Annotated in this window: 10 protein-coding genes; 3 read left to right on the forward strand and 7 right to left on the reverse strand. The window is 42.3% G+C overall.

The genetic code is table 11. The features are described from left to right. Window positions 1-16: 16 nt before the first annotated feature. The gene (locus CXF81_RS04655; RefSeq protein ID WP_101180210.1) at window positions 17-1,054 is read right to left on the reverse strand and encodes a cysteine synthase A; all 1,038 of its coding nucleotides are present in this window, start codon (window positions 1,052-1,054) and stop codon (window positions 17-19) included. A 194-nt stretch (window positions 1,055-1,248) separates the two neighbouring features. Next, entirely contained in the window at window positions 1,249-3,423 is a 2,175-nt protein-coding gene (locus CXF81_RS04660; protein WP_101180211.1) for a penicillin acylase family protein, read from the reverse strand. Between the two features lie 263 nt (window positions 3,424-3,686). Here CXF81_RS04660 and CXF81_RS04665 point away from each other — a divergent pair, with 263 nt between their 5' ends. From CXF81_RS04665 to CXF81_RS04675, 3 genes are all read left to right on the forward strand, one after another. After that, window positions 3,687-4,520, forward strand: coding sequence for a cache domain-containing protein (locus CXF81_RS04665; protein ID WP_101180212.1), 834 nt, complete (start codon window positions 3,687-3,689; stop codon window positions 4,518-4,520). Between the two features lie 140 nt (window positions 4,521-4,660). Next, entirely contained in the window at window positions 4,661-5,413 is a 753-nt protein-coding gene (locus CXF81_RS04670; RefSeq protein ID WP_232771779.1) for an SDR family NAD(P)-dependent oxidoreductase, read from the forward strand. 3 nt (window positions 5,414-5,416) lie between these two features. After that, on the forward strand, window positions 5,417-6,415 hold the full coding sequence (locus CXF81_RS04675; protein ID WP_101180213.1) for an amidohydrolase: 999 nt from the start codon (window positions 5,417-5,419) through the stop codon (window positions 6,413-6,415). Window positions 6,416-6,426: 11 nt separating this feature from the next. Here the strand turns inward: CXF81_RS04675 and CXF81_RS04680 are convergent, their stop codons facing one another. The 5 genes from CXF81_RS04680 to CXF81_RS04700 all read right to left on the reverse strand — a co-directional run bounded on the left by CXF81_RS04680 (window position 6,427) and on the right by CXF81_RS04700 (window position 15,130). Beyond that, the gene (locus CXF81_RS04680) at window positions 6,427-7,602 is read right to left on the reverse strand and encodes a mandelate racemase/muconate lactonizing enzyme family protein (RefSeq protein WP_101180214.1); all 1,176 of its coding nucleotides are present in this window, start codon (window positions 7,600-7,602) and stop codon (window positions 6,427-6,429) included. A gap of 87 nt (window positions 7,603-7,689) precedes the next feature. Continuing rightward, the gene (locus CXF81_RS04685; RefSeq protein WP_101180215.1) at window positions 7,690-8,460 is read right to left on the reverse strand and encodes a class II aldolase/adducin family protein; all 771 of its coding nucleotides are present in this window, start codon (window positions 8,458-8,460) and stop codon (window positions 7,690-7,692) included. Between the two features lie 165 nt (window positions 8,461-8,625). Continuing rightward, window positions 8,626-10,530, reverse strand: coding sequence for a GGDEF domain-containing protein (locus tag CXF81_RS04690; protein WP_101180216.1), 1,905 nt, complete (start codon window positions 10,528-10,530; stop codon window positions 8,626-8,628). Between the two features lie 130 nt (window positions 10,531-10,660). After that, complete coding sequence (locus tag CXF81_RS04695) at window positions 10,661-12,814, reverse strand: penicillin acylase family protein (protein WP_101180217.1); 2,154 nt, start codon at window positions 12,812-12,814, stop codon at window positions 10,661-10,663. A 225-nt stretch (window positions 12,815-13,039) separates the two neighbouring features. After that, window positions 13,040-15,130, reverse strand: a complete 2,091-nt coding sequence (locus CXF81_RS04700; protein ID WP_101180218.1) for a prolyl oligopeptidase family protein — start codon at window positions 15,128-15,130, stop codon at window positions 13,040-13,042. Window positions 15,131-15,236 lie beyond the last annotated feature (106 nt).

The following is a 15,236-nucleotide window of genomic DNA, read 5'->3' on the forward strand; positions in this document are numbered from 1 at the left end:
TTAGCTAAACGTAAATTTACACGACTACGACGTTATCCATCGCTTGCGCCTTATAGCGCTCGAACAAAGCGGTAACATCTGGATTAGGCTGGGTTAATTTTTTTTCATTTAAAAAGTCTGGATTGTAAAGCTTTGAATATGAACGCTCACCTAAATCACAAGCAAAGGTTACTATCGTTTTACCAGGGCCTGATGCAGCTGCCGCACGAAGCGCTCCGGCAACATTAAGCGCTGAACTACTGCCAAGCACAATACCATCATTGGCCGCCAAATAATGTGCAACGGTAATTAAATCAGAATCGGGTAAGTTGACCGCATAATCAATTTTGGCCTGACGGAAATTATCGACGGTGCGCATAATACCGATGCCCTCAGTAAATGAGCCACCTTGCGACTTGTATTCGTTATCTTTTAGAAAATTATATATCCCAGAGCCATCCGGATCAACAAGCCAAACTTTGATGTTCTCATTTTGCTGTTTAAGGTAGTCTGAACTTCCCCCAATGGTTCCACCGGTGCCGCAAACGGATACAAACACATCGATTTTGCCTTCAGTTTGTTGCCAAATTTCGGGTCCTGTATGCAGGTAATGAGCGCGATAATTACTTAAGTTTTCAAATTGATTTGCCCACCAATAATTTATATTTTCTTCACCAATGCGTTTAGCCGTATGATAAAAATGCGCTGGATTTTTAAATGGGCAAGGATCGACTAACAGTAACTGTGCACCATGCAGGCTAATTAAGCGTTCTTTTTCGATGGTTTGGCCTTTTGGCATTACCACTTGAAGATTATACCCAAGCGCCTTAGCCACGATTGCAAGTCCAATACCAGTGTTGCCAGCGGTGCCTTCCACTATTGTCATGCCTGGCTTTAAATCGCCTTTTTCTTGGGCATCTAACACCATTTGCAGGGCAGCTCTGTCTTTAATTGAACCACCTGGGTTTTGATATTCGCATTTTACGTAAATATTGCAGCCGGTGAGTGCTGATAGTGATTCTATTTTAAGTAGGTCTGTATTGCCCACCATCTCAGTTAAATTGTTTGCACGCATCACGACGTCACCTCAGTTCAATATGTACAGGCAAGTTAACACATTAAACCATGAATGATAAACACGATTTCACACCTATTTAAGCCGCATTTTAAGCCGTATTATCCTAAGAAAATTAACGATTTATTATTGGTCTCAAACGTTACTGTCCGATCACGCCAATATTTAAACGCATCAACAAATTAGTATGCTATTTATTCACCCGGATGATATTCACGCACGGTATTTTTTTTAATATCTTCTGCATAAAAATACACATCTCTTAATTTTCCAGCTGCATAAAGTGGTGCTTGATCATTAAAATGCGGACTTGCGGGATCACCACTTTGGCCACCTGCGGAAATCGCCTTTGCTTTGACCTTATCACCAAATTCAACTACAGCGACAAAACTATTACCGCGTGTTCCATATATACGTTTGGTATCATTGAATGTACGCTGACCATACGCAGCTAATGATCCCCATCTAGCAGAAGTAAAGCCAACCGGAATACTTGGTGCAGCATCGTCAAAGGGTTGAACAATGTCACCTGTTAAACGCTGAAATCTATTTATCTGGCCCCAAGGCGTTTCTGCGCTGCCAAAATCAGCTATCAGCTTTGCCTTTGCTTCAGATAATGTTAGTACACCAATTTGAGCGGTATACTCAGCTACATACTGACTAAAACTAAGACCCCGATCTGCGGCATTGATTCTCGCGGTTTCATTATCGCCAGCTTTACGTCTGAGCTCTTGGCCCCAAAATACCGCCAGTGATGTTGCTTTTGAGTCGACGCCTGAGCGATGATCCCATGCTCTAAGCAGCGCGATCTGGTCCGCAAGGTCTGCAACTGGAGCAGCATCATACGCTTTGTATAACACCGGCAGCAAAACAGTAAAGGCAGTTAAGTGATCGCTATAGGCTGCCTCAGCCAAACTATCAAGAGTAAAGCCTTGCTTACCGTCGAGTACCTCAATAGCGTGAATACCACGATAATTCTCTGGAAAATTTTCCATATACTTGGGATAGTCTTCAGCTTTGGGACTGTATTTTGGCCCTGCCATCATCCATGGCCAGTTATTGGTATTATTTAAATAACCACTTTTTGGATTAAGACCACTAACGGTTTCTTCGAGTGTGTGCACACCTTTCCAATCTGTATCGGGGTTGCTGCCATCGACCGGTTTTGTCCAGTCAAATGAAGGATCTCGGCGAGGAATAAAATTGCCATGAAAATAGGCAATATTGCCTTCTGCATCGGCAAACAGCGTGTTATTTGAGGAATTGGTATGTAACCGCATCTTCTCTTTGTAGTCGGCGTAGTTTTTGGTTTTTGTGCGACCATAAGACTGCTTTAGTGCGTCAATTGGATTCTGCATTAACGCAACACTGACCCATTTACCATCGAGCTCTCTAACGATAGGGCCGCGGTGGCTATAATAAACTGTAAGCGTTTTTGAGCTTTGTCCCTTTTCGGTTTTATACGGCAAGTTAATTTTTCTTTCGCGTAGTTTTTTCCAGCTATTACCGTGTTTATAATAATGCCCATCTTTACGTTGTTCGACAGTTTCAAGATACTCATCAATGAAATCAGCCCCACTGGAAGTATGCATCCAGCCTGTATTTTCATTAAAGCCCTGATAGATAAAGAATTGCCCCCAAGTAACTGCACCATAAGCATTCAATCCTTCATCGCTGCGCATATGCACTTCAGCGCGGAAATAAAATGAGGTGTGTGGATTAATAAGTAGCAGTGCCTTACCATTTTTGGTGTTTTTCGGTGCGATAGCAATACCATTCGACCCTCGTGGCTCTGTATTAGGGTCTTGAGTGAGTGCAGTAATAACCGCGTCGCCTTTACGTTGACCATAGAAACTTTCAAGCGCCTCTATATTGATGCTTTCGATATCGCCACCAATACTACCTTCAGTGAAAGCCAATGCCATCCAAGGCTCAAAGTGCTTGAGCACTTTGGGAGTGACATCAGGATGAGTGTATAGGTAGTAGTTCAGACCATCCGCCCACGCATTCATCAGTTTTTGCAGATAAGCAGGGCTCTCGCTATACTTCTTTTGCATGTCGACAGGGTCGATATACAGCTTCATGCGAAGGTCACGATATAGCTGACTTTCACCCTCTGATTCAGCTAGGCGGCCCATGGCATTAAGGTAATTGAGTTCAATACGGTTGAAATCATCTTCAGCCTGCGCGTATATCATGCCAAAAACCGCATTAGCGTCAGTTTTGCCATACACATGAGGAATGCCCCATGTGTCACGAGTAATGATGACTTCACCAGCCTGCTGCTGCCACCGCGGCAGATCGCTAGTGTCTGCTACAGAGGCAGAACTGGAAAATACCAAGACCATTATCACAACAAACGATTTCATGCACACTGACCTTTTTTTAGATTTGAGCAACTATATCCGCACCAGCTATTGCTGTAAAGATATGCCTTTAAAGGGCTTTCTTGCGGATATTTTGGCGCTCAGGTGTTAAATTCTGGGTTCATCGTTTTATTCAGCTGGGATTTTCGGACTAATCGACGTTTGTGCACGCAAAAAATCCGCATAAAATACAATAAGTATTTGCATACCGTGTGCATTTATTAGCATACTAATATTATATTTTATACGCTAGGCTGCATTCAAACATGGGTTCCAAAACGATCATTCAAGGTAAATTAATCCACGTCCTCTTTGTTTTTATCCTATCTCATTTTGCACTTAACGTGCACGCTGAGCAGCGGGTAAGTGAACAAGCTCAAACCCGCACGTCCGACTCAGTTGTCGCGCTAACAATGCAAAACATTGCTGGCAATATAGACAAACGAATATCAAGCATGAAAATGTTAGCAAATACCATCGCCAATGACACCCACATTCAAGCATGGGTGAATAACGGATTTGCACCAGCAGATGAAATTATATTACTCAATAAATTAGGTTATTTAGTTAACGAATACGAATTAACAAGTGCTTCCTTTGCCGACATCAACAGCAATAGATATTGGAACCACGAAGGTTTTTTACGAGTTTTGGTACCAGAAATTGATACTTGGTATTTTGCTTACCTAAAAAGTAACGAACAAAATCTAATTAGTGTTTATCACGACCAAAATAATAAACGCGTCGATCTTTATGTTAACTATCGGCAGGACGATGGGAATGGCCTCTCGGGTATTGCGACTTCATTTGAGGGTGTTGTTGATATGTTAGCGAAATCATCACTGAATGAGGATGGTAAGCTGTTCATTGTTGATAGCACAGGTAAAATACAGGTGCATTGTGACCCCAAAGTTGCAGGCAAAGTTACGTTGCAACAGTTGTATTCAGAGGCAAGTGCAAAGACTCTGCTTACACCTCAACCATTCAACTATGTCGATAGCACAACAAGCAAAAAACAGTATTTAGTATCAAGCTATTTGGTATCGAGCTATATCCCGAGTATGAATTGGTTTGTGGTTGCGCAAATAGAAGGTGGATAGAAGGTGGCTACAAGGTGGATAGAAGGTGGCTACAAGGTGGCTACAAGGTGGATAGAAGGTGAATTGTATTAAACGAGGCATAAACATGTCATTATTATAGCGTAAATTATTATTCTGTTAATACCCGTTAGCACCTATAAATGCCCATAAATAAGAGCGAAGATATCGATATGCAAAAAACACTGGTGCTCACCGGCGGTAGTTCAGGGATTGGCTCAGCAATTGCTGCTAAGTTTGAAGCCAATGGCTTTACTGTGTTTAATTTAGATATTCAGCCCGGGGTGCATGGTCAATTTATTGAATGCGACGTTAGAAATCATGATGCTGTGTGTCATATTATTACTGATATCGCGAGCAAACATAGCATTAACGTACTTATATGCAATGCAGGTAAGCATGTTTCTGCCAATATTGAAGCAACCTCTGAAGCTGACTTGTTAGCCCTGTTTAATCTAAACGTGAAGGGTGCATTTTCAGCAACGCAAGCAGTTTTGCCTGCAATGAAATCCGGTGGCGGCGTGATCCTTTATGTCGCCTCTGAGCAGGCGCTTGTAGCAAAAACAAATTCCTTCGCATATAACTTAAGCAAACACGCATTAGCGTCCATGGCAAAAACGACGGCTGTGGATTATGCGAAATTCAATATTCGTGCAAATGCATTGTGCCCCGGAACAATAGAAACGCCGCTATATCACAATGCGATTGATCGATATTGTGAGCAAAGTGGTGCTGATAAAAACGCAGTTCATGCGCACGAAGCAGCACTGCAACCCCTGGGTCGCATTGGCCAACCTGAAGAAGTGGCCGCGATGGCTTATTTCTTAGCATCAGATGATGCTAGTTTTGTGACCGGCAGTTTGCAAGTCATCGATGGCGGCTATACGGCGGCTTAATGAATGAAAATTATTATTGATCCGCACGTCCATTTGTTTGATTTAGAACAGGGTCAATATGACTGGCTAAAGCCTGAGTTTCCTCCTCAATGGTTGGATAAAAACAACATTTGTAATAGCTATAATGATACCGACTTACAACAGCAGACAGCATTTTCAATTGCTGGGTATGTTCATATTGAAGCGGGTTTTGACAATAAAAACGGTCATCGTGAACTCACAAATGTGGAGAACAGAGCAAGTCTGCCACAACGCTCAATCGGCTTTATCGATATTACGCTTGCACCCAAAGAGTTTATCATTGAACTGGATAATCAATGGCAACACCACAGCGCGGCGGGTATTCGACATATAGTAGAAGCGATGGACGTGATCGAAAATTCGACAGACCTATATAAGCACGATGCCAAATCCGCAAATGATCTTGCTACAACAACGTTGTTAGGAAATAAAAATTCGTTTATAAATTTAGGTGCTTTAGAAAAACGTAATGGTATATTTGAGCTGCAATGCGATGTTAACAATCGCCAGCTAGTAGTGCAGATTTTTAGTTTTTTTCAGCATCTTCCAAATTTACAGTTGGTACTAAATCACGCGGGCTTTGCGCCACCAGCATCAGACCTTGATGGGCAGCCTAACTCGGCCTTTAGTGACTGGAAAATAAACAGTCAGTTATTGGCACGTTTGCCTAATATCGCGGTAAAATGTTCGGGCTTTGAAATGCTCGAACGGGGTTATAAGAAAAGCCAAATACACGCTGTGTTAGCGCACTGTATTGATGTGTTTGGTCATGCCAATGTCATGCTCGCGAGCAACTTTCCGCTATGTGAGTTGGCGTTCAATTACGACGATTATTGGCAACGGATTTTTTCAGTACTTGAGCAAATGATTGCACACGGTTTATTAGATGCCAAGCATGAAAAAGCGCTGTACTTTGACAACGCTTTTCGTATTTATGAGTTCAGCAAAACTAACTTATCGCTAGCTACAAATAGTGACTAAAAACGAGCCCGCTACTTCACAGTAATGTGTGGCGAACGCTTCACAACATCATCATTTAATTCAATACCAATACCCGGTAAATCAGGCACTTTAAATTTACCATTAACCGGTTGGTAATCTTGAATACACAGTTCTCTGTTCCATGACTTAATTGCGTAAGTATGATGTTCGTGAATTAAAAAATTAGGAATAGCGGCTTCTAATTGTAATGCCGCCGCGGTTGCTACAGGGCCACCGCAAACGTGTGCTTGCACTCGAATGTCGTACACATCGGCATAGTCACAGACTTTTTTAGCTTCGGTAAAGCCGCCACATAATCCAACATCAGGTTGCAATACATCAATACTCTGATCTTCAAAGTAGGGACGCACATCCCAGCGATGGTATAAACGTTCGCCACCGGCAATAGGTACTTTTACATTCTGAGATACTTTTTTATGTACCGCAGAATTTAAATAATTCACGGGTTCTTCAAACATCATGCAACCCACTTCTTCAACTATGGAGCCCATTTGAATAGCAGAGGCACATCCCATCAGTGAATGCGCTTCAAAAATAATATCGACGTCGTCACCCACTTCTTTACGAATAGCACGCATCCGGTCACCAAACAGCTTCATTTGTTTTGGTGTAAATAGCTTGGTCCGATCATAACTTGAGTCACCGTTAGCATCGTACACAATAGGGTCAACTTTAACCGCATCATAGCCTTCTGCTATTGCTTTACTGGCGGCTCGCGCGTAATCGTCGGGGGTTAGCATTTTAACGCAGTCTTGGCTCCAATCAAACTGTAATTGGCTAGCATAAGTACGCAGGTCATCATTGGTTTTGCCGCCTAGTAGCTGATACACCGGCACGTTTAATGCTTTACCTTTGATGTCCCACAATGCGGTATCAATAGCGCTCATTGCTGCATATAAAACAGGACCACCGCCCAAACCCCAAAAACTTTCACGTAACATACGAGACCACAGCAACTCAGTTTTAAATGGGTCGAAACCAATCAAAACCGCTTCTACTATTTCCTTAATCATTGCTGCGGCAGCACTATGACCCCAATCATAAGCTAATCCAGCCTCACCAACGCCATGAATACCCTCGTCGGTATGCACGCGTACAAAAACAGGATGCCAAGATGGGCGCTCAGGACAATGAATATCAAAAATTTCTACGTGGGTTATTTTCATTTTTAGGTCTCACAATAAGTTACTTATTGAACGCGATTTTGACTATTATGGTAGCCAAATAGCGCTCGCGTTAATCATTATCTGGTTTTATAAATCAAACTCGGGATAAGCACGTTTTACTCTTCGCATCATCGCTGGCCATGCTTTTTGTCCGCCAGTTAAACCCGTGTGCACAATATTAGCTTGTGCTTGAATACCATCGATTGTGGATTGATGCACTGTTGTTAGCCGATTGTTGGTGTTCTGCATTTTGACTTGTATTTCACAGGCGCGAAGCAAGTCATACATATGCATGAAAGCGTCACCGATAGTATTTCCCAGCGTTAATGCGCCATGGTTTCGAAGCAACATAAAGTTGGCGGTACCTAAGTTAGCTTGTAAGCGTTTGACCTCATCCGGGTTCACCGCCAAGCCTTCATAATTATGGTAACTCATACTGGCCAATGCAAAAGCCGAGTATTGGCTATAAGGTTGCAAGCCTTCGATGTCACTCGCAACAGCAATAGCATCAGCGTGATGGAGATGCAAAACACATTGCGCTTCAGGACGCGCTATATGCACGGCACTGTGAATTGTAAAGCCTGCTGGATTAATTGAGAATGGTGATCCTTTATCAATCACATTACCTTCAATATCAATTTTGACTAGGTTAGACGCCGTTACTTCTTCAAAAGCGAGGCCAAACGCATTGATGAGTAAGTCTTCCGTACCGGGTACACGCGCTGACACATGGGTGTGAATCAAGTCGTCCCAACCGTGCAAAACTAATAGCCGGTAGCAGGCTGCTAACGCTACCCTTGTTTGCCATTCTTGGGATGACACTTTACCTTTTAAATCAATTTGGGGGATGTCGTACATAGCACTTAATTAGGTTGCGTAAATCATGTATTTAAATAATAGCATGCAGATTGTAACGGGATCATTCTTTTAGCAAATTCTTAAGAAGTCTAGTGTATTGCATAAACTGCAATTCAATGAGGATCGTTTGCAATCTGAGCACAGAACTAGTGCTTTATACTGCAGTTACTGCCTGGGGATATTTGCAACTTCGACCCTGTTTTTTCCATTTTTCTTGGCGCTATACAATGCCTTATCGGCTTCGTCAATGAGGTCTTCAATACGATTTACCTTGCTCGTTATGCGTTCTGCAACACCAAAGCTTGCGGTCAACGTTATCGGAGGATGAGCCCCCACAACTGATTTCTGGTTAAGTCCCTCGCAAAGTCGTCTAGTCATAATTTCAGCTTCAACTAAGTCAGTATTTGGCAGTAATATTAATATCTCTTCGCCACCGTAGCGAGCCACAATATCGTCTTTACGCAGCCCACTATTGGCTAAATAATCAGCGACAAACTTAAGACAGCCATCGCCGACTCCATGCCCATATTGATCGTTTACCTTCTTAAAATTATCAATATCCATCATGATAACTGCGAGCGGAAGTTGTCGCTCTCGGGTCTGTTTGAACTGCGCGGTAGAGTATTCATCTAATGTTTGTCGGTTAAACAATCCAGTCAAATGGTCAATTTTAGAAAGCTGTTTTATTTTGTTGCTTTGCTGCTCTAAATCAAGCGCTTTAGTTTCCAGCATTTGATTGCGAACCGACAACTCTTCTGTTTTAAGATTAATTTCTTTCTGCAGATTATTGGTTAAGTGCTCTGCTGTTTGCAACGCACCAAGGTAATGCGATGCATGAATTTGAGATTGCACGAAGAAGAATATAAACAGCCCATATTCAGTAATAAACAAATTATATTGACTAGAATAGGTAGCATATATGTCATTACACACTGCAAGTAATAGGGGCAACAGACTCATCATTAAAGATCGAGAGCCAGGCATTTTTTGGATAATCCCATTGCTAACAATCAGCAGAATGCTTGCCGCAATAAATAATAATATCGATTGGTATACAAGCAAATAGAGCATCACTATTTGCATGGGTAATAGCCAAGTAGCCAAGATAGTGATTATCAATATGCCATAATTTACTTGTACAAACTGCACATCACCTTTAAACGGACAAAGATTCGCAAAGAAATGCACCGCCGCTATTGCTGGCCAAATAATTAAGACGTATTCAAGTTTAGAAATAGTAAAAAATAGCGCAGGGTCTCCTATGAACACGTAAAAATAGTCGGAAGCAACTAAGCCTCGCATTAATCCTGCAAAGCCTAATATTACTAACAAAAGTAGTGTTTTTTCCTTTGGTCGTTGAGCATAAAAAATTAAATTTTGCATAACCACAAAAACACCAACACCAACGATTAATATTCTAATCGCCAAGTCGATGTAGATACTTCGGCTTGCTTGCTCATGTTCTTGTATCACTGGGACCGCGAATAAACCAGCACGGACAGACGTATGACTGGACAAGTAAATAACAAGGGTGCCTTTGTTACTATCAGTCGGTAAATCTAAGATTGTGGTTCTGTAGCGTTGTTCTTGGTCCAGGCCATCTTTGGATATTTTACCTGAATTGCCAAGATAGCGACTGCTTCCATCTGCGTTTACCCACCAAGCTTGCCATGCATCACTGACACTGCGCATATGAATAGCGGGTTGCTCAAACACTCCCTCTAGCCCATCTATTTCAAGAAGATAAGTGCCATAACCATATACAAATGGCTGTGTGTTGTGCACATCCTTTTCAACGATATTTTCTAAAAAATCTAGTTTCCGGATAATTCTGATTGGATATTTATGGCTATCTAACTCATTTAAGGGCAACCATTCGCCCCAGTAAAAACCCCAGGGGCCGTCCAGTTTAACGTCACCGTCTTGATACTGCTGAGATACGTTAATAGTAGGAATAGATTGCGCGCTAGCATGAACACAGAGGGTTGTATTAACAGAAATAGCCAAACAAACTAAGAGCACACGCACCAAAAGGCATTGTTTGCTGAAAAATGTGGCTTTTTGAGGCATAAATTATTCTTAGTGTACTGCTAAAAATCGGGATAGTTAGGAGAGTAAACGTAATACTTGCCGTATGCAACAAACGTAAAATCACTCAAATAATCTACGATTGCCAGAGCGCAAAGTTGATGCCGCTCTTTTATTTAAGACCGGGACGATAACGGCGCTCTACCTGCTTTTCTAACTCAGCGCGTTGAAACAACACGCGCCGTTCTTGTTGTGCAACAAACATCTCCATTTGGTCATTGTAGTGCACCGAATTGCTGTCCTTTGTAGCCGAACCATACTGATGGATGGCGTCACTTTGAACCACTCCATTTTTATCCCAAGACACGAACATCATAAAGCCGTCGCCAGCAATGTTTTCAATTTGTCCATTTTGGTCCATTTCCTGACCATAAACCGCACGCAAAATATCAGGCCCGCCACTCATTGGCAGATTCTTTTCACCTCGTTTTAAACGATATACGTCACCATAAGGTGGTGTATAACTGCCGTGATATTTGACTAATACAGCGACCGCTTTTTTGAAGGCTTGCGTGATTTTGTGCATCTCTACTGGTTTGCCATTGGCTTTTTGTATAGGAGCCATCGTCAGCACCGCTAGAGCCGCTTCATGATTATCTTGGTGAGTTGAGAGGTTCCAACTGCGCAATGCATCCAGAGCGCCTAATTCAATTTGGCTTAAGTCGACGCTTTGTTGTTGCGCTAGCCATTTATGGAATACCGTGATTTGATAAGAGTTTGGATGATAGAACAAGTCATATTTCACTTCCTTAAAAAGTCCCTTAGATATCTTCTTTACGCCTTTTAATTTTTCCTCAATTTGTAACGCACGGTTAGTCACAAAGGTCTCAATTCCCATCGACTCAGGGTATTGGCTTTCTTGCGCATCATCATCGCCATCAGTCGCTAGCCAAGGTGTGTTGTTGGCATTATAAACTAGCCCAGAACTCGGATTGACTGTTTTTGGCATAGCAGAAAAGTCATGAAATTCAGTCCAAATTAAATCCGAACGATCACCCGGTAGAATTCTATCCCATTGCCATCCATCGATGCGCTTGGGGAACTTTGCGTTATAATAGTGTGCGATATTGCCGGCTTTATCTGCATATACAAAGTTAATACTGGGCATGCTATTTAATTTCAAAGCCGCTTCAAATTGTTCTTTATTAGTGGCTTTGTTTGCCGCAAACATAAACTCTAAAGTACCCACTTCGTTCATACCGGACCAGCGCAGTGCAAATGAACCTCTCTTGGTTGCCATCACCGGCCCATGCTCGGATATATTAATTTCTTTTTTTACAGTCCATCTCAACGGACCGAATAACTTTATGGTCATTTTAGCCACTTTTGTTTTAAACGTTTTCCACTGTCCATCTAGGAGATATTGATTTTCGTTATCAGGGTTGATAGTTAATTGATAAATATCCACTAAATCAGGCTTATTCACTGTGTTAGCCCAACCCAAATGATCATTGTGGCCATGAATAATTACCGGTGCACCAGGGAAAGTAGAACCCACCATGTTCCATCCCTCCTCACTGTGCAAACGCGCCTCATACCAAGCAACTGGGCCAGAGAGAGGTTGGTGACTATTGATTAATAAATGCGTGAGCCCGTCTTCTGAACGATGTGGAGCGACAGCAATACCTTGACTACCAATGGGCAATGCGTTGGTGGGTTGCCAAATAAGTGCATTTTGCGACTTAGCAACCTCGGGCGGCACTGCAAGGTTAACTAAATCACTTAGTATCTGGTCAAAGCCATAAAACATCGGCATTTTAAACGTAAAGCCCGCGATAATATCTTTGCCTGTCGCGGGTAAAAAGTAGCGGCTGACATGTTGTGGGTTCTGAGCTGCATATAGGTTCACACCATCCGCATAGGCTTGTGCGATTTGTTTGATCTTTTCTGGTACTTGCCTCTCATAATTTGCGTTGACGGCATCCCAGACACCCATAAATTGAACCACGAAATCGGTCTCTGTAGCCTGATATCCTATTTCAGCAGCCAATGTACCCCGCGTTGCAAGTAACACGGATTGAAGCGTTTCAAAATCGTCTTCACTTTGTACATAGCCCAATCCAAATGCAGTATCGATATCCCTGTTGCCGTAAATATGAGGAATTCCGAGCCCGTCGCGCATGACTTCAACATCATACTTTGTGGCCTTAGCTATGTACGCGCGAGTGTCAGGCATACTTGGCAGTGTTAGGTAAGCAATGCAGAAAACACAAGCAATGACCGATACCAATATATACCCGAACCATTTTAGTGAGATGTATTTCATTGATGAGTACTTTTCTTGATAGATAATTTATAGGCTTGAGAGCACTTTAACAGCCTTCAAGTCACAAAGGCTAAAATAAGGTAACAAGACATAGTTACCTTGTGATTAGATTGCAGAAAAGTAATATCATACTTAGCATCTGGACGTATTAACCAGCGAACTATGGGCACAACTTTACAATCAAAAAAGTCCTACCCATAAAATAGTCGGCGTATTATTAATCCATTACCTTAACGTCAACTCTTCAACACCCATGTTATACAATACAAAACCGTAAATATCAGCATACTGCTCAATGGTTTTGCTAATAGGTGTTCCTGCACCGTGACCTGCATCAGTTTCAATGCGAATAAGTACTGGATTATCACCTTCTTGGAATTCCTGCAGTACCGCAGCAAACTTGAATGAATGTGCCGGTACGACTCGGTCATCATGATCCGCAGTAGTGATCATCGTTGCAGGGTATTTTTTACCTGCTTTCACATTATGAACCGGTGAATAAGCTTTTATGTAATTGTACATTTCTCGGCTTTGCTCAGCGGTGCCATAATCGTAAGCCCAGCCAGCGCCGGCGGTGAATGTGTGGTAGCGCAACATGTCCAATACACCAACAGCTGGTAACACAACTTTGGCAAGGTCTGGACGTTGAGTCATTACTGCGCCAACTAACAAACCGCCGTTAGAGCCGCCGCGTAAAGCAAGATAACTACTGCTTGTATACTTGTTATCAATAAGATATTCAGCAGCGGCAATAAAGTCATCAAATACGTTTTGCTTTTGCATTTGTGTACCCGCTTTATGCCATGCTTTGCCGTACTCACCGCCGCCGCGAATATTGGGAACAGCGTAAACACCGCCCAATTCAAGCCAAGCTGCAAGCGTAGGACTAAAGCTCGGTGTTAGGCTAATGTTAAAGCCACCGTAGCCGTAGAGCATTGTTGGGTTTTTACCATTCAGCTCGGTATCTTTGTGATATGTGATGATCATAGGCACATGAGTGCCGTCTTTGGACTTATAAAAAACTTGTTTTGAAACAAATTTAGACGCATCAAACTTTGATGCCGGCTTGTTAAACAGCATCGACTCACCCGTTGCAATATCTAGGGCGTAAATAGTCGTTGGGGTAATGTAATTACTGAATGTGTAATAACTGGTGTTTGCATCGAACTTATCGCCGTTCATGCTGACGGAGCCGATGTCTGGCAGTTCAATTGTGCGCAGTTTTTTGCCTTCTAAATTGTATTGATAAACCTTAGAAATCGCATCCACCATATATTCTGCAAAAATATACCCGCCGGCACTGCTTGGCGACAACACATTGGTCGTTTCGGGGATCAGATCTTTCCAATTCTCGACACTCGGCGCCTTCGCATTTACCACAACAACTTTGCTATTAAGCGCATTGTGATTAGTTGTTAAGTAAAGGCTGTCACCTTTATTAGTAAGCATCGAAACGTCGTTGTCAGTGGTCTCAATAACTGTTTTCCAACCCGCATTTGGATTTGAAAGGTCTTTTAAAAATGCGCGATTACCCGAGGTTGAGTTTGCCGCAGATACCAATAAAAAGCGATCATCCTCACTGACTTGAGCACCAATATAACGGTGTTTTTCAACATCAGTATGACCGTATATCTTGAGATCATCCGCTTGGGGCGTTCCAATTTTGTGATAATAAAGCTTGTGCTGATCGGTTTTTTGACTTAACTCAGAACCCGCCGGTTTGTCATAACTGCAGTAATAAATACCTTCATTTTTGTACCATGACAAGCCGCTAAATTTAACGTTTATCAAGGTGTCGCTAAGTAACTCTGTAGTGTCGGTGTTAATAACATAAACTTGGCGCCAGTCGCTACCGCCAGTAGACGTTTGATAAGCTGCTGTGGAACCATCAGCAGAGAATGACAAACCCGCTAGCGATATCGTGCCGTCATCGCTAAATTTGTTAGGGTCAATAAAAACGGTCGCATCACCGCCGCCTTTTGAACGATAAACAAGGCTTTGATTTTGTAAGCCATCATTTTTATAAAAATACGTGTACTCGCCTTCAGTGAAAGGGGCAGATACGCGCTCATAATCTAGTAAGTCACGCACAACTTTGGCAATTTCTTCACGGTAAGAAATGTTTTCTAAATAAGCCTGTGTGGTTTCATTTTGTGTGTCTACCCATGCTTCAGTTTCTGCACTGCGGTCGTCTTCTAGCCAGCGATATGGATCTGCAACTTGATCATCAAAATAAGTATCAACGACGTCTCCTTTTGCCGTGATAGGGTAATCAACAGTAATAATTTTATATGCTTTTTGTACTACTTCAGACACTTTGGCTTCCTCTAATTTTGGCTAACAAGCCATTAATGTTACTGTGACTGTGGCGGCAACTGCCATTGTCATTGCCAACACCTCTTTGCTTATTGTTTTCAAAAAC

Source organism: Glaciecola sp. 33A, assembly GCF_002836745.1.
Taxonomy (GTDB): domain Bacteria; phylum Pseudomonadota; class Gammaproteobacteria; order Enterobacterales; family Alteromonadaceae; genus Glaciecola.